This window comes from Streptosporangium sp. NPDC006013, assembly GCF_040614275.1.
In the GTDB taxonomy this organism is placed as follows: Bacteria; Actinomycetota; Actinomycetes; order Streptosporangiales; family Streptosporangiaceae; genus Streptosporangium.
Window position 1 is genome coordinate 1 of record NZ_JBEXUE010000121.1, and the last position, 23,607, is coordinate 23,607.

Genomic DNA, 23,607 nt, shown 5'->3' on the forward strand with positions numbered 1-23,607 from the left:
GAGCCACGATGCGGTCGTCGTCGCCGTGCAACAGCAGGAACGGCGGAGTCTCGGATGTGATGTGGCTGGCCGGGTCGGCGTTGATCACTTCGGCGACCACCGTCTCCGGCGCCCGGCCGGTGATCAGGATGCTGCCCACGCAGCGGGCGTCGCCGTAGACGGCGGGACTGCCGTCGATCTCCGGGTCGCCCACCACGAACTCCTGCCGGAGCAGCGGGACCCCTCCGAGAACGGCGTCGAAGCGTGAGTGGCAGCGTCCGGGGCGCTCGCCGTACCGGCCGAAGACGATCTCCTCGCGCCAGCGCACCCGCGCGTCCTCGGCCAGGTCGAGCCGGACGACCATGCGGTGCAGGCAGCCCGCCGCGAGCACCGTCGGTTCTGGCGCGAACCTGAGCGAGGCGCCCGCGCCGACCCGGGCCGTGATCGTCATCAGTGACTCGGCCCCCGCGGGGCCGGGCAGCACCAGAGTGCTCGCGACCGACCGCACCTCCAGTTCGGTTCCCGGCGCCACCTCGATGTCGAGGGCCAGATCGTCACCGCCCAGCGGACCCGCCGCGGTGGACACCAGGTGCACCCGGCCGGGCGCGGTCGCCCGCAGCGTGAGCGGTGGGCCGGAACGCATCGTGGCGAGGACGGTCCGGCCGGCCGCGTCCCGCCGGGTGGCGATCGCCGCCCGCGCTCTCATCGCCCGCCGTCCTGCCCGCTCCGGCCGTGGTACGGACCCCGCCGGCGCCGGAGCGGGCAGGACGGGTGCGGGGACCGGATCGGTGAGGGGCATGGGTCAGGCGTGGGAGTGCTCGTGGGCCCAGGACTCGACGAGGCCGGTGACCCATTCGGAGACCGCGTACGCTCGTGGATCCTCCCTGATTGAGGTGAAAAGCACGGGTTTGCCGTCCCGTACGGCCGCCGCGTCGCGTGACATGACCGTGAGGTCCGCGCCGACCATCGGGGCCAGATCGGTCTTGTTGATCACGAGCAGGTCGGCCGTCGTCACGCCGGGGCCGCCCTTGCGCGGGACCTTGTCGCCGCCGGACACGTCCAGCACGAAGATCTGCCGATCGGCCAGGCCCCTGCTGAAGGTGGCGGTGAGGTTGTCCCCGCCGCTCTCCACGATCACCAGGTCGAGCGGGCCGAACCGCTCCTCCAGGGTCTCCACCGCGTCGAGGTTGGCCGCGATGTCGTCCCGGATGGCGGTGTGCGGGCAGCACCCGGTCTGCACGGCGACGATCCGCTCCGGGTCGAGCACGCCCGCCCTGCGCAGGAAGTCGGCGTCCTCGGTGGTGTAGATGTCGTTGGTGACCACGCCCAGGTGCATGAACGGGCCGAGTGTCCGGCACAGCGCCGCGGTCAGCGCGGTCTTGCCGCTGCCGACGGGGCCTCCGATGCCCAGGCGTAACGCCCGGCCGTGCGGGTCGGCCGCGTGGTGGTGGTCGTCGTGGTTGGCGCCCATATGGGTCACCGTCCTTCCAGATGATCGTCAGGAGACGAAAAGTCGTAGATCCGCACGAATGTGGTGTTCGGCGAGCAGGTCGAGCGCGGGGGAGGCATGCGCGGGCAGCGCCTCCCAGCCGGTGGGGACGGTGGCCGCGACCCTTTCCAAGGCCGGGGCGAGATCGGCGAGCAGTCGGTGAACGGCGACGGGGTCGAGGCCGAGCAGCCGTACCGCCGCCGTGGCGGGTCCGGTGACGGAGGTGTAGGCCGCCGCGAGGGCGGCCTCGGCGGGGGAGCATCCCGCCACGGCCGCAACCGCGCCGAGCGCGAGGGGGTGGTGGGCGCCCTGGGGCAGGGCCCCGGCCAGCGTGTCGAGCACCGGGGAGGGCCAGATCCTCCGCGAGGTCCGCAGCAGCAGCCTGCCCTGGGTGCGGCTCGCCTCCCGCTGGGCGGGCGAGGAGATCCTGGCGTCTGCCTCCGCGTCCAGCCGCGTCCACTCCGGGCGGCCGGTCGCCGCGGGGGGAGACGCGCCGAGATCGCAAGCCGCGGCGGCGAGGGCGGCCGTCACCAGGCCCGCGGTGGCCAGCCGGCCCCGCAGGAAGGCGGCGAGGCCGGCGAGGTCGTGGATCGCGCCGATCCTGACCGCCTCCTCGACGCCACCGGAGTGACCGTGCCCCCCGGCGGGCAGCCGGGAATCGGCCAGCAGCAGCAGCGCGGCGTTCATCCGGGGCTCCCTTCGGCCGGGCAGGAGATCAGAACAGGAAGTAGCGCTGGGTCATGGGCAGGGTCTCGGCGGGGGCGGGTTCGATCAGGTCGCCGTCGATGCTGACCGCGAAGGTGTCGGGGTCGACGTCGATCCTGGGCATGGCGTCGTTCAGCGGCATGCTCTCCTTGCCCCTGCGGCGGACGTCGGCCACCGGCAGCAGGCGCCTGCGTACGGCCAGCCGGTCGGCGAGGCCATCCTCGATCGCCAGCGGGGCGACGAAGTGGACGGACGTGGCGGCGGCGGTGACCGGGGCGGCACCGAACATCGGGCGCGGCATGACCGGCTGCGGGGTCGGGATGGAGGCGTTCGCGTCGCCCATCTGGGCGTAGGCGATCACACCGCCCTTGACCACCAGGTTCGGTTTGATACCGAAGAAGGCCGGGTCCCACAGGACCAGGTCGGCCAGCTTGCCGGTCTCCACCGAGCCGACCTCGCCGTCCAGGCCGTGGGCCACGGCCGGGCAGATCGTGTACTTGGCGACGTAGCGCCGGGCCCTGAGGTTGTCGGCGGGGCCGTCACCCGGCAGAGCCCCCCGACGGCGCTTCATCACGTGCGCGGTCTGCCAGGTCCGGATGATCGTCTCGCCCACCCGGCCCATCGCCTGCGAGTCCGAGCCGATCATCGAGATCGCGCCCATGTCGTGCAGGATGTCCTCGGCCGCCATCGTGGACGGCCGGATCCGGGACTCGGCGAACGCCAGATCCTCGGGGATGGACGGGTTGAGGTGGTGGCAGACCATCAGCATGTCGAGGTGCTCGTCGAGCGTGTTGACGGTGTGCGGGCGGGTCGGGTTGGTCGAGGACGGCAGGATGTTGCCGTAGGAGGCGACCCGGATGATGTCGGGCGCGTGCCCGCCGCCGGCTCCCTCGGTGTGGTAGGCGTGGATCATCCGGTCGCCGATCGCCGCCAGCGTCGATTCCACGAACCCGGCCTCGTTGAGGGTGTCGGTGTGGATCGTGACCTGGGTGCCGGTGGCATCGGCCACCGACAGGCAGGCGTCGATGGCGGCCGGGGTGGTGCCCCAGTCCTCGTGCAGCTTGAAACCGGAGGCCCCGGCGCGGAGCTGTTCCAGCAGCCCCTCGCGGCTGACCGTGTTGCCCTTGCCGAGCAGCGCGACGTTGATCGGGTAGGAGTCGAGAGACTCCAGCATCCGGGCGAGGTACCAGGTGCCGGTGACGGTGGTGGCCTTGGTGCCCTCGGCGGGCCCGGTGCCGCCGCCCACGATGGTCGTCACTCCCGCGGCGAGGGCCTCGTCGAGGATCTGCGGGCAGATCAGGTGGACGTGGGAGTCGATCGCCCCGGCGGTCAGGATCTTCCCGTTGCCCGCGAGGATCTCGGTCGAGGGGCCGATCACCAGGTCCGGATGGACACCGTCCATGGTGTCGGGGTTTCCGGCCTTGCCGATCGCCACGATGCGGCCGCCCCTGACTCCGATGTCCGCCTTGACCACGCCCCAGTGGTCGAGGATCACCGCGCCGGTGATCACCAGGTCGGGCGCGCCCTCGGCCCTGGTGGTCCTGGCCTGGCCCATCGACTCCCTGATGACCTTGCCGCCGCCGAAGACCGCCTCGTCGCCCGCTCCGGCGGGGCCCGTCGACAGGTCCTCGGTGACCTCGATGAGCAGGTCGGTGTCCGCCAGCCTGATCCGATCACCGACGGTGGGGCCGTAGAGCGCGGCGTAGCGGGATCGTTCAATGAACACCGGGACTCCCATCGAGAGGTCCGGCCCATTCGGGACGGAGACCGGGGACGATCCGCAGCCCGCCGATCGGCACGAGGGTCACGTCGCGCTCCACACCGGGTTCGAACCGCACCGCCGTACCCGCGGGGACGTCGAGCCGGGTGCCCCAGGCCGCCTGGCGGTCGAACTCCAGGCCGGGGTTGCACGCGGAGAAGTGGTAGTGCGAGCCGACCTGGATCGGCCGGTCCGCGATGTTCACGACGCGGACGGTGACGCGCTCGCGGCCCGGGTTGAGCGGGATGGGCGTGTCGCCGTACAGGATCTCGCCGGGTGTCATCGGCGCTCACCGCTCCTTGGGGTCACGGGATCGGCTGGTGGACGGTGACGAGCTTGGTGCCGTCGGGGAAGGTGGCCTCGATCTGCACGGACGACAGCATCTCGGGCACCCCCTCCATGACGTCGTCGCGGGAGAGCACCTTGCGCCCCGCCTCCATCAGTTCGGCGACGGTCCGCCCGTCCCTGGCCCCCTCCATGAGGAAGGACGCGATGATCGCGGTGGCCTCGGGGTGGTTGAGCCGGAGGCCACGTGACCTGCGGTCGCGGGCGAGACCGGCGGCGACGTGGATGAGCAGGCGTTCCTGCTCGTGTGGTGTGAGCCGCATTCCCGGACCATAGGAACCGGTGGTTTCGGTGACGTTGCACGTCGATGTCGTGTCGGTTTCCAGGTGGCGCGGGCTGTACGAACGGAGGAAGGGCGGCATGGAGCCGCCCTTCCTCCGCGGGGAGGTTCGGTGCGTCCGGTCAACGCATCCTGAAGGTGGTCAGAACCGCGGCGTGGTCGGAGGTCCAGGCGTTGCCTGAGTGGCCGGGGATGGGGGCGGGGGTGCCCTCGACCAGGGCGCTGGAGTCCAGCACCCGGAGATCGCCCGCGTAGTGTACGAAGTCGATCCGGTCCTGCGGCTCCGGCTCGCCCTTGTGGGCGTCGTGGCCGTAGCCGCCGGTGAAGGTCGGGTAGATCGGTGACCAGGTGATGCCGGGGGCGGCGACCGGGTCGGGGTGGGCGACCCGGAAGGAGTCCTTCAGGCCCGCCTTCTCCGGCAGGACCGAGGCGGGCCAGGCCACGGAGTCATAGCCGCAGCGCCTGGTCGCGGGCGTCCAGTCCAGGTGCGAGGGAGCGTTGAAGTCACCGGTCAGCAGGACGGGGGTCCGCCTCGCGTCCCGCAGGTCGGACTGCATGGCCGCGAGGACCGCGGTGATCTGCGGGGTGCGCCCCGAGGAGACCTCGTTGGCCAGGAGCCGCTCGTGGCTCATCTTCCCGAAGCAGGCGTCGTAGGGACCGTAGGGCGTGTAGCCGAGGTGGACGTTCCAGATGACGACGTCCTGCCTGTGCTGGTCGTCGACCCGGATCCTGGCGGTGATCCCGGCCAGTCCCGACGCGGCCGGGAGCGGGCCGCGCGAGGTGATCGGGTAGCGGCTGACGATGCCCAGGTCGTTCCCGGCCTGGAAGTGTTCCCAGCCCAGCGCCTCGGCCAGTTCCTTCGCGGAGGTGCCGGAGGTCTCCTGCATACCGACCACGTCCACGTCGTGGTCGAGCAGGAACTTCAGCTGCTTCTCGCGGGCGCCCTTCACCTGGCTGCCGCCGTGCCAGAGGTTCCAGCTCATCGCCTTGAGGTCGGGCACGAGCTTGGCGCCCGGAACCCTGACCTCGATCTCCGCGGTCACCGAGGCGGTCTCGCCGGCGCCGTTGCGCGCCTCGATCCCCACGGCCGCGGGCCGGCGCGCGTCCGGCGGGCGCGGGGTGCCCGAGATCTTGCCGTCCGAGCCGACGGTGACCCAGCGGGGCCCGGAGATTTTGCGGAACGTCAGGCCCTCGGCGTCACCCCGGGTGAGGCCGCCGACGGTCGCGGTGTACGGCTTCAGCGCGCGGGCGTTGCGCAGCGGGACGCGGTCGCCGACGAAGTGCAGTGGTTCGGCGCTCGCGATCTTCAACTTGACGGGCTGGGCGAGCCAGGCATAGCCGTCCTTGGCCAGGGAGTAGGCGACGTAGTCACCCGGTTCGAGACCGTCGGTGGGCAGCGTGGCGGTGCCGGAGCCCTCGGGGATGTAGACCCACTTCAGGGAGGGGCCGACGTATTTCTCGGCGACCGGGCCGCTGCCGGGGTCCGTATACAGGCCGATCCAGTTCTTCGGGTCGGGGCGGGGGGTGGAGTAGGTCAGGCTGATCGGTTCACCGGCCTTCACCGAAGTCGAGATGACGTTCAGCGTGCCGTCCGTGGCGGCGAAGGCAGGGACGTTCACCAGGCCGCTTGTCAGACCGAGTGTCACTACGGCTGCCGCCACCATGAATAACCGGCGCATTCAGGCTCCTTATGGGGTTCTTGAGGCGAGATAAGCCTGAAGCGCCCCGGTAACGGCATGGTGTATGACGACTGTCATTCAGATTGCGCGCACCGGAAACTCATTACCGCTGCTCAGTATCACGTCGGTTCGCGATTTGTCTGTACAAGTGTGTGCAGCCTGCCTGTATCGCTGCGCTCTGTCACGGCGGTGATATGCCGGTAAGACGCAATTAACAACCGCGAACTAGGCGGGAAACCTCACTCAGTCACCTTGGCGGCAGATAGATCGGTGCGGGGGCCGTACCGGCAAGGAGGAAAGTCATTGAGGAAGACAGCATGGTGCTCCGTGGTGGCCGTCGCGGCGCTGGCCGCGACGCTGACCGCCTGCGGCGGTGAAGCCCCTGCGAACAAGGACGCGGCCGCCGCGAGTGGCGGTGACGGAGACATCAAGGTCGGCATCCTGCACTCGCTGAGCGGCACCATGGCCATCAGCGAGGTGACCGTCAGGGACGCCGAACTGCTCGCCATCGAGGAGATCAACGCCGCCGGGGGAGTGCTCGGCAAGAAGCTGGTCCCCGTGGTGGAGGACGGCGCGTCCGACTGGCCCACCTTCGCGGAGAAGGCCACCAAGCTCATCCGCCAGGACAAGGTCGCCACCACCTTCGGCGGGTGGACCTCCGCCAGCCGCAAGGCGATGCTGCCGGTCTTCGAGCGGAGCAAGGCCCTGCTGTGGTATCCGGTGCAGTACGAGGGGCTGGAGAGCTCGCCGTACATCTTCTACACCGGCGCCACCACCAACCAGCAGATCATCCCCGGCCTCGACTACCTCAAGGAACAGGGCAAGAAGAAGATCTTCCTGGTCGGCAGCGACTACGTCTTCCCCCGGACCGCCAACAAGATCATCAAGGCGTACGCGGCGGCGAACGACATGGAGATCCTCGGTGAGGAGTACACCCCGCTCGGCCACACCGAGTACAGCACGCTGACCAACAAGGTCCTCCAGGCCAAGCCGGACGCCGTCTTCAACACCCTCAACGGCGACAGCAACGTCGCCTTCTTCAAGCAGCTCAACAGCGCCGGGGTCACCGCGGAGAAGATGCCCGTGCTGTCGGTGAGCGTCGCCGAGGAGGAGGTCAAGGGCATCGGCGTCGACAACATCGCCGGCCACCCCGTCGCCTGGAACTACTACCAGACCACCGAGAACGCGGCCAACGAGAAGTTCGTCGCCGCGTTCAAGGCCAAGTACGGCGCGGACAAGGTGACCTCCGACCCGATGGAGGCCGGATACAACGCCGTCTACCTCTGGGCCGAGGCCGTCAAGAAGGCCGGCAGCGTCGAGGTCGAGGCGGTCAGGAAGGCGGCGGGCGGCATCGCGCTGGACCGTCCCGAGGGCCTCGTCACCATCGACGGTGAGAACCAGCACATGTACAAGACGGCCAGGATCGGGGTGATCCAGCCCGACGGTCTCATCAAGGAGGTCTGGAACTCCGGCCAGCCGATCAAGCCCGACCCCTACCTCAAGGGCTACCCCTGGGCGAGTGGCCTGGCCACCGGCTGACCCCCCTCAAGACCGGCTCCGGACCGGGCCGTGACCAGATCACGGAAAGTACCGTGGCGCGCCCACAACCGCAGCGCGGCCCGGTTCCGGAGCCACACACTCGTAGGAAGGGGACCTTCGGTGGAGGCCTTTCTCAACCAGCTCCCGATCGGCCTGTCCATCGGCGCCGTGCTGCTCCTCATCGCCCTCGGGCTGACGTTCACGTTCGGTCAGATGGGCGTGATCAACATGGCCCACGGCGAGTTCATCATGGCCGGGGCGTACACCGCCTACCTGCTCCAGGACCTCACCGGCCGGATGGCGGTGATCGTGGCCCTGCCCGTCGCCTTCCTGGTCGCCGGGCTGATGGGGCTCATCCTGGAACGGACCGCGATCCGGCACTTCTACGGCCGCCCGCTCGACACCCTGCTGCTCACCTGGGGCGTCAGCCTCGTGCTCCAGCAACTCGCCCGCGACCTGTTCGGGGCGCCCAACGTGCAGGTCCAGGCACCCACCTGGCTGCAGGGCGGCATCGCGTCCCTGCCGTACAACCGGCTGTTCATCTTCGGCCTGGCGGTCGCCACGGTCATCGGCATCTGGGCCTACATGAACCGCACCGGCGCCGGCCGCCGGATGCAGGCCGTGATGCAGAACCGGCAGCTGGCCGCGGTCAGCGGCATCAACACCGCCCGGGTGGACCAGCGGACCTTCTTCATCGGCTCGGGGCTGGCCGGGGTCGCCGGGGTGGCGCTCACCCTCATCGGCCCCGTCGGCCCGGCGCTGGGCACCTACTACATCGTCGACGCCTTCCTGGTGGTCGTCGCCGGAGGGCTCGGCCAGTTGCGCGGCGCCGTCATCGCCGCCGCCGGCCTCGGCCTGCTCAACTCCTACGCCGAGTTCTGGAGCGACGCCAGCCTGGCGAAGGTCATCGTGTTCGCCGCGATCATCGCCTTCCTCCAGTTCCGCCCGCAGGGCCTGTTCGTACTCCGCTCGAGGGCGCTCACATGAATCTCACCCGCCTCAGAGGGCCGGGGCTCTTCGCGGCGGTGGCCGTGCTCGCCCTGGTCGTCGCACCGCTGCTGCTGGAACCCTTCCGCCTCGGCCTGCTGGCCAAGTACCTCTGCTTCGCGATCATCGCCCTGGGCATCGGACTGGCCTGGGGGCAGGGCGGCATGCTCGTCCTGGGCCAGGGCGTGTTCTTCGGGCTCGGCGGCTACGCGATGGGCATGCACCTGAAGCTGGTGGACGCCCAGGGAGACCTGCCCGACTTCATGGTCTGGAGCGGGGTCGAGCAGCTGCCCGCGCTCTGGAAACCGTTCGCCAACCCGGTGTTCGCGCTGGCCATGGTCGTACTCGGGCCGATGCTGATCGCCACCGTGCTGGGCCTGCTGGTGTTCCGCCAGCGGGTGCGCGGCGCGTACTTCGCGATCCTCACCCAGGCGCTCGCCGCCGCGTTCGTCATCCTGCTCGTCGGCCAGCAGGGCCTGACCGGCGGCACCAACGGTCTGACCAACTTCTTCGACCTGTTCGGCCAGGACCTGGCGGCGGACTCCACCCAGCGCGGGCTCTACTTCGTGGTCGCGATCGTCACCGGGCTGCTCTACCTCGGTGCCCGCCAGCTGGTGGGCAGCCGTTTCGGGCGGCTGCTCGTCGCGATCAGGGACGGCGAGGACCGCGTCAGGTTCCTCGGCTACGACCCGGCCAGGGTGAAGACCGTCGTCTTCGCGATCTCCGCGGGCATGGCCGGGCTGGCGGGTGCCCTGTTCGTGCCGGTGGTCGGCATCATCTCGCCCGCGCTGCTGGGGGTGGTCCCCTCGCTCGAACTCGTCGTCGCGGTCGCGGTGGGCGGCAGGTTCGCCCTCGCCGGGGCCATCCTCGGCGCGGTCGTCATGGGGTACGCCAAGACCTCCTTCAGCGAGCAGTTCGCGGACGGCTGGCTCTACCTGCAGGGCGCGCTGTTCATCCTGGTGATGACCCTGGCCCCCAGAGGGATCCTCGGCCTGGCGGCGTCGGCCCGCGACGCCCTGGCCCGGTGGCCGAAGCGCCCCACGGCCCCGGAACCCCCGCCCACGGACGACGCCCCCGGCAGGAGAGTCATGGAGGAGGTCGGATGAGCCCGATCATCGAGGTACGCGGGCTGTCGGTGGTCTTCGACGGCTTCCGCGCCATCGACGGCATCGACCTGACCGTCGAGGCGGGGGAACTGCGCTTCCTGATCGGCCCCAACGGCGCGGGGAAGACCACGCTCATCGACGTCATCACCGGCCTCACCCGCCCCACCGCCGGCGAGGTCGTCTTCGACGGCCGCAGCCTGGCCGGCCTGCGCGAGCACAGCATCGTCAGGCTCGGCGTCGGGCGCACCTTCCAGACCTCGGTGGTCTTCGAGGAGCTCACGGTCCTGGAGAACCTCGACCTGGCGGCCTCCTTCCGCCGCCCGCTCTGGTCGCTGGCCCGGCGCAGGCGCGGGATCTCCACGGCCGTCGCCGACGCGCTGGAGACCACGGGGCTGCGGGAGCTGGCGGACCGGCCCGCGGGGGTGCTCTCCCACGGGCAGCGGCAGTGGCTGGAGATCGGCATGCTGCTCACCCAGAGCCCCAAGCTGCTCCTGCTGGACGAGCCGGTGGCCGGGATGTCGAAGGACGAGCGGGAACGGACCGGCGAGCTGCTGACGTCCGTGGCCAACGACCACACGGTGATCGTGATCGAACATGACATGGAGTTCCTGCGCAGGTACGCCTCGCAGGTCACCGTCCTGCACGAGGGCAAGGTGCTGATCGAGGGTTCGGTGGACCAGGTCCGCGACGACCCGCGCGTGCAGGAGGTCTATCTCGGAAGGAAGCGCGGAGATGCTGTCAGTACAGGATCTTGACGCCGGTTACGGCAGGGCCCGGGTGCTGTTCGGGGTCTCCCTGCGGGTGGAGCCAGGGCAACTGGTGTGCGTGATGGGCCGCAACGGGGTGGGCAAGACCACCCTGCTCAACACCGTGATGGGCGTGCTGCCCGCCACCGCGGGTTCGGTCACCTTCGAGGGCCGGGACGTGACGCGCCTGCCGCCGCACGAGCGGGTACGGCTCGGCATGGCGTACGTCCCCCAGGGGCACGAGACCTTCCCTCAGCTCAGCGTGCTCGGCAACCTTCAGGTCACACTGGAGGCCTCTGGCGGCCCGCAGGAGGCGCTGGAGGAGGCGCTGGAGACCTTTCCCCGTCTGAAGCCGCTGCTCAAGCGGCGTGCCGGATTCCTGTCCGGCGGACAGCAGCAGCAGCTCGCGATCGCCCGCGCGCTCGTCACCCGGCCCAGGCTGCTCATCCTGGACGAGCCCACCGAGGGCATCCAGCCCTCGATCATCATCGAGATCGAGGAGGCGATCGAGCGGCTGCACGCCTCCGGCCTGTCGCTCCTGCTGGTCGAACAGTATCTGGACCTGGCGCTCCGCCTCGCCGACCGTTTTCTCATCCTCGACGCCGGGCACGTCGCTCATTCGGGGGCGGTGGAGGAATTACACGGGGAGGAAATTCACCGCCTTCTCGCCGTGTGAACCGCACTATTTCATATCAAGAAAGTCGTATTTGATCTCTTCTTGATGAAGAACCTCCCGCTGCGGGCGACGGCGACATAACCTACCCAGCAAAAAGGGAGTCCGGGGGTGTCATGGCGGAGGAACCTGCGGACGGGGGAACGCGAGCGGAGGGGACACCGGACCCTCCCGGGAATCACGGTCGCTCCGACCGGCAGCCCGGCCGCGAGGCCGGCAGGCCGGCCGACGACGAGCGCGAGGGGCGATCGGGCGCCGAGACCGGCGGATCGCCCGGTGACGATCGTGACCGATGGTCCGACGATCGACATGACCGTGAGCGGCGCTTCGACGGCCGGTACGAGCGCGGCCGGTGGGACGACGACAGATACGGTCATGAGCGCCGGTTCGACGAGCGGTACGAGCGTGACCGGTGGGACGACGACAGGTACGGCCGCGACCCGCGGCCCGAGAATGTGCGGCCCTTCGAGGACGCGTACCCCGGGGCGCGGATCGATCCGCCGGGGACGCCCGCCAGGCGCGGGTTCCGCCGGTTCCGGCTGACGGCCTGGATCGCGCTGGTCGTCGCAGCGGTCGTGGTCGGGGTGTCCATCGCGTGGGTGAACGGGCCGCCCACCGAGGCCGAGCTGCGGGAGAAGGCGGGACTCCTCAGCAAGGACAGGCTCCGGATCGGCGTGAAGGACGACACCCCGGGCATCGCCCTGAGGTCGAAGGACGGGAGCGGCTTCGAGGGCTTCGACATCGACATCGCCTACATGATCGCGGCGGATCTGGGCTTCCGGCGCGACCAGGTCGAGTTCATGTCCATCGAGACCGAGGACAGGGCGCGCATGCAGGCCCGGAACGAGAACGGGGAATTCGTCAGGGTCGACCTCGTGGTGGCGACCTTCAGCGTGACGCCCGACCGCAAGGCGGACCCCTCCGTCGGCTTCTCCACGCCCTACCTCTTCACCGAGCAGTCGGTGGTGACCAGATCCGACTATGAGGACGAGCACGTCGCCTCCCTGGGGCAGCTCGAGGGCAAGAAGGTCTGCTCGCTCGGGACCTCGACCTCCCTGGTCGAGCTGAGCAAGGCGATAAGGGGCAACCCCATCGCCGAGGGCCTGATCAGCAAGTGCGTGGAGCGTCTCCAGAGGGGCGACATCGACGCGGTGACCACCGACGCGGCACTCCTGGCCGGGTTCGTCGCGCAGGACAGGAACCTGCGCCACCACGACATCGCGCTGGAGAAGACGGAGATGTGGGCTGTCAACGCGGGGCCCAACGCCGCGCTGCGCACCCTGGTCGACCTCGCGCTCTACCGTTCCTACGCCGATCCGCAGAACCAGCGCTGGGAGGAGGCGTACAAGACCCACATCGAGCCGCTGCTGAAGACCAACCCGGGGGTGAACGTGGCCCAGGCGGAGCAGCCGTGCGCGCTTCCCCCGCCGGTGCGCCGCTGGCCGTGGGAGCGGACCCTCCCCGTCCAGGATTGTCCCTCCGCACCTTGAAGACCGACAGGCGGGTCAGGGACGCGCCGAGGAACCAGGAGTGGTTCCTCACGCTGCTGCCGGTGTTCCCGATCGTCCTGCTGGTGATGCGGCTGTGGTACGCCAGCCGGCAGGACACCCAGACGCTGCTCCTGCTCGTGCAGACCATCAGCCCGCTGGGCATGCTGAGCGCGATCCTGCTGACCACGGTGTGGGTGCTGCCCGTCGTCGTCGTCGGCGGCCGGCTCCTCGGCACCCTCTGCTGGATCAGCACGGGCCGCTCCTCATGGCTGGTGCGCGCGGCCCGGCGGCTGCCCGGCTGGGTCGCGTGCCTGGCCGTCGTGGTGGGCGTGGGCACCTGGCAACTGCGCTTCCTGCCGACGCTGATGATGCTGTCGCTCGCGCTGGCGGGCCTGATCGTGCGCGAGCGGTTCCCGGCCCACGAGGAGTTGCGGACCACGTTCTGCTACGCGCTGCCGCTGATCGCCGCGGTGCTGTCGTACGTGCTGCTGTGGCCCGCCGTCGTCACCGCGTTCGCCGAGCGGGACGTGGCGACCGCGATCCTGCTGACGCTCCCCCCGGTGTGCGCGCCGCTGCTGACCGGCCCGGTGCCCGCGGCGTCGGCCAGGGTGCTGACCCATGGCATCGCGATCGCGATGGCGGTGTTCACCCCGTTCCTGGTCGGCGCGGTCGTGATGAGGGCGCCGATCCTCCCGCTGATCGCCCTGGAGATCACCGGGGAGAAGTCCTCCGAGGTGCTCGTGGGCTACATGGTCGCCAGTGACGACCTGATGACCACGGTCCTGCACCGCGACGGTGCGGTGAGCTTCATCTCCAACGAGCGGCTGCGGTCGAAGGTGCTCTGCCCCGACCCCGGCGAGGTGCCCAGGACATGGGCGAACCTGCACGGCTGGTACGTCGAACAGAGCGTGATCTCCTGGCTCGCCCCGGTCTCGCAGCGGACCCCGGCCGATTCACGCTGCGAGGGCCGCCCGGCCGCGGAACCCGCTCCCGTCTCACCGTCCCCGTCCCCGACTCCGACTCCGACTCCGGCAGGGGCCTTCGGGGCGGGCGGTCACTGACGGTAGTCCTCGACCTCGTCGATCGGGCGGGGCGCGGCGGAGTCGGGGTCCTCACCGAACTCGCGGCGTGCCCGGCGCTGCCTGAGCAGGTCCCATGCCTGGTCGAGAGCCTCCTCCAGTTGCTGGATCCGGTTGTTCTCCTCATGCGAGGAGATCGAGTGCGAAGTCAGTCTCTTCCGGAGCTCCCGCTCCTCGGCGATGAGTTCGTTGATGTGGGCGAGGATGTCGACGTCCCTCATGGCAGTTCCCCCTGTCAGAGTTCTCCTCAGGTGACCGTACCGTCGGAAGCCGAGCCGGTGGCGCCGGCGTGCTTCGCGTCGCGTGCCCATCCTCGGACGGGCTCCCGGAGATCTTCGAGTTCCGCCATGTGAGACCGGGGCTCGGGCATTCGGACCCGTCTGATAGCGTGCTATGCATGCTGCGCGGGCTGCTTCTTAGCTGCCGCGACGAGGGCCTGTAAGGGCCGGCTCCCTCGTCGCGGAGCGAGCCATGCGTGTCGGCCACGATTGTTTTCCCAGTCGAGGAGCCTTTGCATGTATCCGCAGCAGCAACCCAGCCCCATGCCGTTCAAGCGCTACGAGTCCTTCGCGCCGATCCGGCTGGCCGACCGGACCTGGCCGGACAAGGTCATCGAGCGGGCACCCCGGTGGTGTGCCGTCGACCTGCGTGACGGCAACCAGGCGCTGATCGACCCCATGGACCCCCACCGCAAGCTCAAGATGTTCGAGCTGCTGGTGAAGCTGGGCTACAAGGAGATCGAGGTGGGCTTCCCCGCCGCCTCCCAGACCGACTTCGACTTCGTACGGCAGATCATCGAAGAGGATCTGATCCCTGACGACGTGGTGATCCAGGTCCTGACCCAGGCCAGACCCGAGCTGATCGAGCGGACCTTCGAATCGGTGCGCGGGGCCAAGCAGGCGATCATCCACCTGTACAACTCCACCTCCACCCTCCAGCGCAGGGTCGTCTTCGGCCAGGACCGCGAGGGCATCACCGCGATCGCGGTCGAGGGCGCCAAGCTCTGCAAGAAGCTGGCCGCCGAGATGGACGGCACGGAGATCTACTTCCAGTACTCCCCGGAGTCCTTCACCGGCACCGAACTGGAGTACGCGGTGGAGGTCTGCGACGCCGTCAACGACGTGTGGCAGCCCACCCCCGACCGCAAGGTCATCATCAACCTGCCCGCCACCGTCGAGATGGCCACGCCCAACATCTACGCCGACCAGATCGAGTGGATGCACCGCAACCTGGCCTATCGCGACTCGATCGTGCTCTCCCTGCACCCCCACAACGACCGGGGCACCGCCGTCGCCGCCGCCGAGCTGGGCTACCTGGCCGGGGCGGACCGGATCGAAGGCTGCCTGTTCGGCAACGGAGAGCGCACCGGCAACGTCTGCCTGGTCACGCTGGGCATGAACCTGTTCTCGCAGGGCATCGACCCGGAGGTCGATTTCTCCGACATCGATGAGATCCGCCGGATCACCGAGTACTGCACCCAGCTCCCCGTCCACCCGCGCCACCCGTGGGGCGGCGAGCTGGTCTACACCGCCTTCTCCGGATCCCACCAGGACGCCATCAAGAAGGGCTTCGAGCACCTGGAGCGCGACGCGGCCGCCGCGGGCGTCCCGGTCGAGGAGTTCACCTGGGCGGTACCCTACCTGCCGATCGACCCCAAGGACATCGGCCGTACGTACGAGGCGGTCATCAGGGTCAACAGCCAGTCGGGCAAGGGCGGGGTCGCCTACATCATGAAGGCCGACCACCAGCTGGACCTGCCACGCCGCCTGCAGATCGAGTTCTCCCGTGTCGTCCAGGGCCGCACCGACGCCCTCGGCGGCGAGGTGAGCCCGGCCCAGATGTTCGAGATCTTCACCGACGAGTACCTGCCGAACGAGGTCGGCCCGTGGGGCCGGCTGGGCCTGCTGGCCCACCGCACCGCCTCCCAGGGCGACGAGAAGGACGCGATCAGCGCCGACCTGCGGATCGACGGGGAGATCCGGGAGGTCGAGGGTGTCGGCAACGGTCCCATCTCCGCCTTCTGTGAGGCCCTGGCCAGGGTCGGCATCGAGGTTCGCGTCCTCGACTACGCCGAGCACGCCCTGAGCGCCGGCACCGACGCCAAGGCCGCCTCCTACATCGAGTGCGAGATCGCCGGCCAGGCCCTGTGGGGTGTCGGCATCGACGCCAACACCACCGCCGCCGCGCTCAAGGCCGTCATCTCCGCGGTCAACCGCGCCAACCGCTAGTCCCCGGCACGACCCGCCGGGGCAACGCGTCCGACAACGATCCACAAGGTCATCTGTCGCCTATTCGACCGCGCCTCCCGCGTAACCCGCGGACGCGCGGTCGAGTCGTCTCGGCAGGTGGCCGGGGCGGTGGGGAAACCGGTCGTCCTGGCGCCATATAATTTATAGGTAAAACACTTGCTAATCATGTGAACGGGGATCATGAAGGAACAGCCGGGCGGACGGACGCGGCGACTGCCGCTGAGGGGAGTGTTCCGGCTCGGCCGGTTCGGCGACATCTGGCACAAGCACGCGCTCAGCGCGGTCATCGCGCTGGCGATCCCCGACCTGATCCTTCTCGCCATGGGCCGGCTGGATCTGGCGGTCTACACCTCCGCCGGAGCGATGTGCGCCCTGTACGCGCATGGTCTGCCGTACGCGGCGCGGGCGCGCAGCCTGATCTGGGTGGCGCTGGGCATGATCGGCGGGGTGGGGGTGGCGCTCGTCACGTCCGGCCTCACCCGGTCCACCGCGATCCTGATCATCGTGTCCGCGGTGCTGGCCGCCCTGCACAAGGTGGTCTGCGACGCCACCCGGATCGGCCCGCCCGGGAACCTGATCTTCACCTTCATGGCCGCGACCTGTGCCTTCATTCCCCAGCGGCTCAGTGAGGTGCCCTTCCACCTGGCGCTCGCCGCACTGGGCGCCCTCCTTGCCTGGCTGGTCTGCATGGCCCCGGCGCTCGTCCGGCCCGAGGGCCCCCAGCGGATCGCCGTCGCCCGCGCGCTGGAGGCGGTCGCGCGGCTCCCGCGGGCGGCCCCCTCGCGACGCGGCCCCCAGGACGACACCCCGGCGTGGATCACCCCGGTACCCCGGGTCCGCCATGACGCCGCCGCGGCGGTGAACGCCGCCTGGCGCACTCTCCTGCCGGTGCCCGCGAGCCCGAACCGCGGCGCGCTGGAGCGCCTGCTGGTACACGCCGAGGAGACCCTCGCGACGGGTTTCGGTACCGAGGCCGCCCGGCTGACGGGCTGGGCCACCGACCTGCGCCGGAACCGGCCGCTGCCCCGCACGAGCCTCACCGGGAACGAGGCCGCCGAGCTGACCGGCATCGCGATGGAACGGGCCGTCCGGAGCCGCGAGCCGAGTGTGCTGCGGGCGTTCCATCCGGCCTCCGCGCTGTTCCCGATCGGGATCAGGGTCGCCGTCGGCTCCGCTCTGGCCGGGCTGACCTCGATGGCGCTGGGGGTCGGTCACCCCTATTGGGCGGTCGTGATGGCCGCCTCCGTCTTCCAGGCCAATGCCGTGCTGTCCTGGCAGCGGGCGCTGCAGCGCGCCCTCGGCAGCGTGTTCGGACTGCTCGCCTTCACCCTGCTGCTGCCGATCAGCCGCACCGGGCAGCTCGCGCTGGTGTCGCTGGTGCTGCTCCTCCAGTTCTGCACCGAGGCGTTGATCACCCGTAACTACTGGCTCGGCACGGTGTGCGTGACCCCGATGGCCCTTCTGCTGACCGAGTTCTCCGGATACCAGCCCGCCGGGCAGCTGGTCGCCGACCGTTGGCTGGACACCTGCGTGGGCGTCGTGGCGGGACTGCTCGGCTGCCTGCTGGTGACCAACCGCCGTACCGCCGGCCGGATCGACGCCGCCCTGCACCGGGTGGCCGTCACCCAGGCCGCGGCAGGACACCTGCTGGAGAGCGGCTCCGCGGGCCCCGGCGACATCTCCCGGGCCCGGGGCCTGCTCGTCGCCGCCCTGGTGGAACTCCGGGAGGCCGCCGAGGTCGCCGCCGGCGAGTGGTGGCAGCGGGTGCTGCCGGCGGAACAGATCGCCCAGGCCGAGCAGGAGGGCCACCGTACGCTCGCGCGCCTGAGGGGACCCGCCCGGGATAGAGTCGCCTCAAAGTCGATCAGCGGATGAGGGAAGCGGGGGCGTGGAGGACATCGTCGCGCAGGTGATGCGCCAGTGGCAGCGCGTCCACCCGGGGCTGGACACCGCGCCGATGGCCGTGATCGGCCGCCTCAACCGCTGTTCCCTGCTGATCCAGCAGGCCGCCGACGCGCCGCTGCGCGAGTACGGTCTGACCCGGTCCGAGTTCGACATCCTCGGCGCGCTGCGGCGGCTGGATCGGGAGCTCACCCCCAGCCAGATCGCCAGGGAGACCTTCGCCTCCGGCGCCGCCGTCACCAAGCGGCTACGGTTCCTGGAGGAGCGCGGACTGGTGGCCCGCCGTCCCGACGACCGGGACGGGCGGGTGTCCCACCTCTCGCTCACCGAGCAGGGCCGTACGCTCATCGACCGGATGCTCCCCGAGCAGGTCGACTACGACGCGTCGCTGCTGGCCGGCCTGGCCGTGGAGCGGCAGCGGGAGCTGGCGGAACTCCTCGGCGAGCTGCTCCTCCTGCTGGAGGGACGGCCGGGCGTCCGGTCGCTCTGAACGTGCGCCGGTGCGGGCGCCGTCACCTGGCATCCTGCTTCCGCAATGGCGACCGGCGGTACGAAGCGGGTTCGGCCGAGGCCTTTCCAAACTGGTGAATTCATGGCATTCCGCGGCGAGTCGCTCCGAGGTGCCCCATCGTTAGCGACATAGCATCTTTCCAGCTCAGGGCGTAATTCGCTCCCCCCGAACACACCGAAAGCGACATTTTCGGCTATGTACGGAATTCGTATTCATCGGGGGAATTCATGCGATGTATCTTTGGCCTGGCCACCGCCGGGCTCGTCCTTCTCAGCGGCACGACGGCCGCCGCGGACGCGCTGCCGCAACCGCCGGGCCGGGGGCCCGATCCGGCCGCGGGCCGGCCGATCGCCGATCCACCTCCGTGGCCGCCGCGGCCGATGCCCCCAGGACCCGGATCGATCATGCTGCCCCCGCGACCGCCGATGCCACCGGGGCCGGGGCCGCTGCCTCCGGGGCCCGGGTCGATGATCCCACCCCCACGACCTCCGTTCCCGCCGCGGCCTCCGCTCCCGTGGCCACCCGGCACCTGGGGCCAGCCGATCCCACCTCGCCCGACCCCGATTCCGCCGTGGCCGACTCCGTGGCCGCCGCGCCCGTTCCCGCCAAGGCCGACCGGATGGCCGATTCCGCCGTGGCCGACTCCGTGGCCGCCGCGCCCGATTCCGTCGTGGCCCGTGACGGTGGGCGTACCACTGGGCAGGGATCTCGCACTGACCGTCGCGGACAGGTCGGGCACCCGTAGCGTCCAGCTCAGTTGCTCGCCGGTCTTCGGGACGCACCCGCGCGCGGCGGACGCGTGCGCGGCGCTCTACCCGGCGCAGGGCGACCCGGCCCGGGTCGGGCCGACGTGGATGGGGTGCGCGCGAGTGTACGACCCCACGACGGCGAGTGCGACCGGCACATGGGACGGCCAGTACATCCAGTACCGGCGGACCTTCAGCAACGAGTGCGACATGCGCGCCGCGACAGGTCCGGTCTTCGACTTCTAGGTCCTGACCTTCAAGGGGCCGGGAGAGGAGAGCACCCACCCGCCGGCGCCCGGAGAGGATCGGGCCGCCGCCCGTCGTGAAACGGCGGCCCGATCGCCGGTGGAGGTGCTCACCGATCCCCGGAACATCGGCCTGCACTGCGGCGGGGCATTCCGCCGCCGTACGAGCCTGAAATACCCTTGGGGCGGTGATGCCGTCGTCGCGCCCTCGCATGGTCACCCGGGTGCGGCGCGCATCCGCCGTGCACGGCCTGGCGCGAGGCGTAGAGAGGGCACGACTTGACCGGACGGCTGCTGAACTGGGCGGGCAACATCACCTACGGCGCCGCGCGGTTCCACCGCCCCGGCAGCATGGAGCAGCTCCAGGAACTGGTCGCCGGCAGCGACGCCGTCCGGGCACTCGGCACCCGGCACTCGTTCAACGAGATCGCCGACCGTCCCGGCGGTGACCTCGTCTCGCTGGAGGACTTGCCGGGTGGGCCCGAGCTCGACCCGGCACGCGGCACGGTCACGGTCGGCGCCGGGGTGCGCTACGGCGAGCTGAGCCGCTATCTGCACGGTGCGGGCTACGCGCTGCACAATCTCGGCTCGCTGCCGCACATCTCGGTCGCCGGTGCCTGCGCCACGGCCACGCACGGCTCGGGCGACGCCAACGGCAACCTGGCGACCGCGGTCTCCGGCCTTGAACTGGTCACCGCCGACGGTGAGGCCACCTTCCTCAGCCGGGAGCGGGACGGCGACCGCTTCGCGGGGGCGGTCGTCGGGCTCGGCGCGCTGGGAGTCGTCACCAGGATCGTCCTCGACGTCGTCCCGGCCTTCGAGGTGCGGCAGCACGTCTACGAGAACCTGCCGTGGGCGCGCCTTGAGGAGCACTTCGAGGAGATCACCTCGGCCGGGTACAGCGTGAGCATGTTCACCGGATGGGACGGCCCGGTGATCGACCAGGTGTGGGTGAAGCGGCGTGACGGCGAGTCGAGCCCGTGGGAGCCGGTGTCGCGCTGGCTGGACGCCACGGCCGCGCCGGCCGACCGGCACCCGCTGCCGGGGCTGTCCGCCGTCAACTGCACCGCGCAGCTGGGGGTGCCCGGCCCCTGGTACGACCGGCTGCCGCACTTTCGCCTGGACTTCACCCCGAGCAGCGGGGAGGAGCTCCAGTCGGAGTATCTGCTCCCGCGCCGCCACGCCCTGGCCGCGCTCCGCGCGCTGGACGGGGTCAGGGACGTCGTCTCCCCCGTCCTGCAGGTGTCGGAGATCCGCACCGTCGCGGCGGACGAGCTGTGGCTGAGCCCCTCCTACCGCCAGGACGTCGTCGCGGTCCACTTCACCTGGAAGAAGGACTGGCCCGCGGTGCGCCGGGTGCTCACCGTGATCGAGGATCTGCTGGAGCCCTTCGAGGCCCGCCCCCACTGGGGCAAGCTCTTCCTGATGGGCCCCGAGCGCCTGGCGTCCCGGTACGACCGGCTACCGGACTTCCGGCGGCTGGCCGCCGACCTCGACCCCACGGGCAAGTTCCGCAACCCGTTCGTCAACGACCACCTCTTCGCGGGGGCAGAGCACCCGTAAGGGTTCGGCAGGGCCACAACAGCATGGATCCGGACATCGGCCTCGGTCTGTGGTTCGAGCATGAGCCATGCGGCACGCAGTTCGGTGAGCGGATCGGCGGGTGAACCTGAAACGCGGTAGACGCCATAAGCGACACGGTTGAGCACCCCATCCTGGGTGAGCCGGGTCATGTCCAGATTGGAGACGCCGTTCTGGACCGCCTGCCTCGTCGACACGAGGCCCCGTTGTGCCTCGCCGACAGAACCGAAGGTGGCCATTGCGCTACTTCCAGTCACGGCGCAACCCTTTCTTATATGAAAGAGTTGCGCCATAAGGGTCGCCTGCTGGATAGGGCTCACGCATGGGGTGTGAGCATGCCGAGCGCAATCTTCGGGGTTGGTCGTCGGCCGGCTGTCTACACCGGAGTGCTCGGCGCCAAGCTCGTGGGCGCCGGCGACGTGCCGGTGGAGGGCGAGGTGAAGCCCGGCAAGGAGACTTCCGACGACGCCGCCAGCACGCAGCAGCTGCGCGTGCTGCAGTGGGGCCCTTCCTGCCGTCACCGGGTCACTTGCCGTCCTCACCTTCCTGCATGGGGAACGGCGAGGTCATCTGCGGTGCCGTACAGAAGGCATTCTCCCGGTAGGGGTTGTTGACGGCCCCACGGTGATCGTCGCCGCGGGGTCGTGGCACGCCTCGGGGATCATGGGCCGCCCCGTCAGGAGGAGGGAGACAGTCCGGTGCTCGTGCCGAGTGCATTCCGGTGAAACCTCGGAAACAGGGGGAGCGGTCAGTCGAATTCGCAGTCCTTCACGCCCTTGACGAACGCGTCCCATTCGCCGGGGGTGAAGACCAGTGCGGGGCCGGTTGGATTTTTGCTGTCTCGGACGCCTTTACGGCCGCCGGACAACTCGGCGACTTCAACGCAGTTGCCGCCGTCAGGTCCTGACAGGGAGGACTTGCGCCAGACGGCAGTGTTGAGTTCCTGGGTCAACTCGTCCATCGCTGCGTCGTCTCCTTGATCAATTCTAGGGACTCGCGCTGGGACAGTGCTTCGGAACGAATCCCCTCGTATCTGTATGTTAAAACGCTCACGTCCTCTGGTCGCTCTGTTACTCGGCTCATGACCCCAGCAGACTCGACGTATGCGGTGTCGAAGGTTCCCCGAGCCTGTGCGATGGCGAACCCACCGGCGAGGCCGGTCGTTGAGTATGCCTTGAAGGGAAGAACCTGAATGGTGATCCGGGGGGCCTGACCAGCTTCAAGAAGGTGAGAGAGTTGCGCTGCCATCACAGCGTGGCTGCCGATCGGGCGGTTAAGGACCGCTTCGTCGATGACTACCCAGAACAAAGGGGGTTTGGGGCGTCTGAGAATGGATTGTCGCTCCATTCGAGTGGTCACCTGTTCCTCGATCTGCTCGGACGTCACGCCGATGTCGCCGCTCAGGATGGCTCTGGCGTAGTCCTCCGTCTGGAGCAGGCCAGGCACGATCAGTGGTTCCCAGGTGCGGAGCGACTCCGCGGTGGCCTCCACGTCGAGCCATGGCCGGAACCAGGGCGGAGCCGAGGCGTGGCTGACCATCGGCCAGAGCCGCATCAGGGCTCCCTCGGCTTCCAGGGCCTTGTCGCAGTAGCGGGCGAACTCCTCCGTCGGTGACCGCTTGGCGGTCTCGATCATGCTGATCGTCCCGACCGAATAGGGAATGGCCTTGGACAGCCGGATCTGGGACCAGCCTTTGGCCTTGCGTAGCCGTCGCAGCTCGAAGCCGAAGAGAGCGGTCGGCGAATCGGTAGGGCGAAGCTCGCTTTCCTTTGGCATCTGACCTCCCGGGGAGAGTCAGCGGTTTCAAGGGACCTTTCATTGAAACTGTTGATAGCTGATTGAAGTCAAGCAACTACCGACTGTAGCCGGAAGCTGGGATGGTCGGAAGGCCGATCGGAGATGATTCTTCTAAGCGGGTGAAACCATGAAAGCGACGACTCCGGAGCCGAGGATTCTCGGTCGCGTCGATCTGCCCAGCGTTCGTGAATCCGTCTCACGAGCCCGCTCTGAAGTGCGCGAATGGCTCGGTGTCGATCATCCAATGGTCGACGACATCGTACTGGCGACTTCCGAGCTGGTAACAAACTCGATCAAGCATTCCGATTCCGGCGCCGGTGACTTCATTGGCCTGACCCTCAGCACGACGATGGAAATCGTCTACGTGGAGGTTAATGACCCTGGTTCAATATTTTCGGGACCTCATGTCCGAAAAGAACCAGATGCCGAAGACGGCCGAGGACTGTTGATCGTCGGTGAGATCTCCCTTGAGTGGGGAACCCGCGAGCACGGTCGCGGCCTGGGCCGTACGGTCTGGTGCGCCATCCGGGCCACTCCGCCCCCTGGTGACCCGTCGACTCCCGAACCGGTCTCCGAATAGGGAGACGAACATGGCTCCCCGCGAACCGCGCGGAGGCCGGCGGTCAACTGCTCTTCTCCCCCTCAAGTCCTGTCGCTCCCTCGAAAGGAGAGGGGCAGGGCCGACACCAGACGTCCGGCCGGGGCCTTCCCCCGTGCCCC

Annotated in this window: 24 protein-coding genes; 13 read left to right on the top strand and 11 right to left on the bottom strand. The window is 69.5% G+C overall.

Annotation, left to right across the window (positions count from 1 at the left end; genetic code table 11):
- From ABZ260_RS20060 to ABZ260_RS20090, 7 genes are all read right to left on the bottom strand, one after another.
- The coding region (locus ABZ260_RS20060) for an urease accessory protein UreD (protein WP_355619574.1) at positions 1-685 on the bottom strand (685 nt) is incomplete at its 3' end.
- Between the two features lie 96 nt (positions 686-781).
- The gene (ureG, locus tag ABZ260_RS20065; protein ID WP_355549150.1) at positions 782-1,450 is read right to left on the bottom strand and encodes an urease accessory protein UreG; all 669 of its coding nucleotides are present in this window, start codon (positions 1,448-1,450) and stop codon (positions 782-784) included.
- A gap of 27 nt (positions 1,451-1,477) precedes the next feature.
- A complete protein-coding gene (locus ABZ260_RS20070) occupies positions 1,478-2,155 on the bottom strand; it encodes an urease accessory UreF family protein (protein ID WP_355619577.1) in 678 nt (225 codons plus the stop codon).
- Between the two features lie 28 nt (positions 2,156-2,183).
- A complete protein-coding gene (locus ABZ260_RS20075) occupies positions 2,184-3,899 on the bottom strand; it encodes an urease subunit alpha (RefSeq protein ID WP_355619580.1) in 1,716 nt (571 codons plus the stop codon).
- Positions 3,889-4,215, bottom strand: a complete 327-nt coding sequence (locus ABZ260_RS20080) for an urease subunit beta (protein ID WP_355619584.1) — start codon at positions 4,213-4,215, stop codon at positions 3,889-3,891. Before ABZ260_RS20080 ends, ABZ260_RS20075 begins: the two co-directional genes overlap by 11 nt.
- A gap of 22 nt (positions 4,216-4,237) precedes the next feature.
- The gene (locus ABZ260_RS20085) at positions 4,238-4,540 is read right to left on the bottom strand and encodes an urease subunit gamma (RefSeq protein ID WP_343978549.1); all 303 of its coding nucleotides are present in this window, start codon (positions 4,538-4,540) and stop codon (positions 4,238-4,240) included.
- 139 nt (positions 4,541-4,679) lie between these two features.
- Positions 4,680-6,236, bottom strand: a complete 1,557-nt coding sequence (locus tag ABZ260_RS20090; RefSeq protein ID WP_355619587.1) for an endonuclease/exonuclease/phosphatase family protein — start codon at positions 6,234-6,236, stop codon at positions 4,680-4,682.
- Positions 6,237-6,539: 303 nt separating this feature from the next.
- Between ABZ260_RS20090 and urtA the strand changes: the two genes are divergently transcribed.
- The 7 genes from urtA (at position 6,540) to ABZ260_RS20125 (ending at position 13,838) form a co-directional block, all read left to right on the top strand.
- The gene (gene urtA, locus ABZ260_RS20095) at positions 6,540-7,775 is read left to right on the top strand and encodes an urea ABC transporter substrate-binding protein (protein ID WP_350913270.1); all 1,236 of its coding nucleotides are present in this window, start codon (positions 6,540-6,542) and stop codon (positions 7,773-7,775) included.
- 120 nt (positions 7,776-7,895) lie between these two features.
- Positions 7,896-8,762 (top strand): urea ABC transporter permease subunit UrtB, encoded by an 867-nt coding sequence (gene urtB, locus ABZ260_RS20100; protein ID WP_355549161.1) that lies wholly within the window; start codon positions 7,896-7,898, stop codon positions 8,760-8,762.
- A complete protein-coding gene (urtC, locus tag ABZ260_RS20105) occupies positions 8,759-9,868 on the top strand; it encodes an urea ABC transporter permease subunit UrtC (RefSeq protein ID WP_355619590.1) in 1,110 nt (369 codons plus the stop codon). The genes urtB and urtC overlap by 4 nt, the downstream gene beginning before the upstream one ends.
- Positions 9,865-10,623: an urea ABC transporter ATP-binding protein UrtD gene (gene urtD, locus ABZ260_RS20110; RefSeq protein WP_355619593.1), complete on the top strand. Its 759-nt coding sequence runs from the start codon at positions 9,865-9,867 to the stop codon at positions 10,621-10,623. The genes urtC and urtD overlap by 4 nt, the downstream gene beginning before the upstream one ends.
- Positions 10,601-11,290 (top strand): urea ABC transporter ATP-binding subunit UrtE, encoded by a 690-nt coding sequence (gene urtE / locus ABZ260_RS20115; RefSeq protein ID WP_343978534.1) that lies wholly within the window; start codon positions 10,601-10,603, stop codon positions 11,288-11,290. Before urtD ends, urtE begins: the two co-directional genes overlap by 23 nt.
- 113 nt (positions 11,291-11,403) lie before the next feature.
- Positions 11,404-12,777 (top strand): transporter substrate-binding domain-containing protein, encoded by a 1,374-nt coding sequence (locus ABZ260_RS20120; protein WP_355619597.1) that lies wholly within the window; start codon positions 11,404-11,406, stop codon positions 12,775-12,777.
- Positions 12,774-13,838 carry a hypothetical protein gene (locus tag ABZ260_RS20125; protein ID WP_355619600.1) on the top strand — a complete coding sequence of 355 codons (1,065 nt, stop codon included), beginning with the start codon at positions 12,774-12,776 and terminating at the stop codon, positions 13,836-13,838. The genes ABZ260_RS20120 and ABZ260_RS20125 overlap by 4 nt, the downstream gene beginning before the upstream one ends.
- On the opposite strand, the gene ABZ260_RS20130 is transcribed toward ABZ260_RS20125, so the two are convergent.
- Positions 13,832-14,077 carry a DUF2630 family protein gene (locus tag ABZ260_RS20130; protein WP_350913284.1) on the bottom strand — a complete coding sequence of 82 codons (246 nt, stop codon included), beginning with the start codon at positions 14,075-14,077 and terminating at the stop codon, positions 13,832-13,834. The two genes, ABZ260_RS20125 and ABZ260_RS20130, sit on opposite strands and share 7 nt — an antisense overlap.
- Before the next feature lie 294 nt (positions 14,078-14,371).
- Here ABZ260_RS20130 and leuA point away from each other — a divergent pair, with 294 nt between their 5' ends.
- From leuA to ABZ260_RS20155, 5 genes are all read left to right on the top strand, one after another.
- Positions 14,372-16,084 (top strand): 2-isopropylmalate synthase, encoded by a 1,713-nt coding sequence (gene leuA / locus ABZ260_RS20135; RefSeq protein WP_350913286.1) that lies wholly within the window; start codon positions 14,372-14,374, stop codon positions 16,082-16,084.
- A gap of 201 nt (positions 16,085-16,285) precedes the next feature.
- Positions 16,286-17,980, top strand: a complete 1,695-nt coding sequence (locus ABZ260_RS20140) for an FUSC family protein (RefSeq protein ID WP_355619603.1) — start codon at positions 16,286-16,288, stop codon at positions 17,978-17,980.
- Positions 17,981-17,993: 13 nt separating this feature from the next.
- Positions 17,994-18,497 carry a MarR family transcriptional regulator gene (locus ABZ260_RS20145; RefSeq protein ID WP_355619606.1) on the top strand — a complete coding sequence of 168 codons (504 nt, stop codon included), beginning with the start codon at positions 17,994-17,996 and terminating at the stop codon, positions 18,495-18,497.
- A 698-nt stretch (positions 18,498-19,195) separates the two neighbouring features.
- On the top strand, positions 19,196-19,510 hold the full coding sequence (locus ABZ260_RS20150; RefSeq protein ID WP_355619609.1) for an SSI family serine proteinase inhibitor: 315 nt from the start codon (positions 19,196-19,198) through the stop codon (positions 19,508-19,510).
- Between the two features lie 278 nt (positions 19,511-19,788).
- Positions 19,789-21,072, top strand: coding sequence for an FAD-binding protein (locus tag ABZ260_RS20155; protein ID WP_355619612.1), 1,284 nt, complete (start codon positions 19,789-19,791; stop codon positions 21,070-21,072).
- Between the two features lie 543 nt (positions 21,073-21,615).
- Here the strand turns inward: ABZ260_RS20155 and ABZ260_RS20160 are convergent.
- The 3 genes from ABZ260_RS20160 to ABZ260_RS20170 all read right to left on the bottom strand — a co-directional run bounded on the left by ABZ260_RS20160 (position 21,616) and on the right by ABZ260_RS20170 (position 22,866).
- Complete coding sequence (locus ABZ260_RS20160; RefSeq protein ID WP_355619615.1) at positions 21,616-21,741, bottom strand: hypothetical protein; 126 nt, start codon at positions 21,739-21,741, stop codon at positions 21,616-21,618.
- 97 nt (positions 21,742-21,838) lie between these two features.
- Positions 21,839-22,051 carry a DUF397 domain-containing protein gene (locus ABZ260_RS20165; protein WP_355619618.1) on the bottom strand — a complete coding sequence of 71 codons (213 nt, stop codon included), beginning with the start codon at positions 22,049-22,051 and terminating at the stop codon, positions 21,839-21,841.
- Positions 22,039-22,866 carry a helix-turn-helix transcriptional regulator gene (locus tag ABZ260_RS20170; RefSeq protein ID WP_355619621.1) on the bottom strand — a complete coding sequence of 276 codons (828 nt, stop codon included), beginning with the start codon at positions 22,864-22,866 and terminating at the stop codon, positions 22,039-22,041. Before ABZ260_RS20170 ends, ABZ260_RS20165 begins: the two co-directional genes overlap by 13 nt.
- A gap of 148 nt (positions 22,867-23,014) precedes the next feature.
- Between ABZ260_RS20170 and ABZ260_RS20175 the strand changes: the two genes are divergently transcribed.
- Complete coding sequence (locus ABZ260_RS20175; protein ID WP_355619624.1) at positions 23,015-23,467, top strand: ATP-binding protein; 453 nt, start codon at positions 23,015-23,017, stop codon at positions 23,465-23,467.
- Positions 23,468-23,607 lie beyond the last annotated feature (140 nt).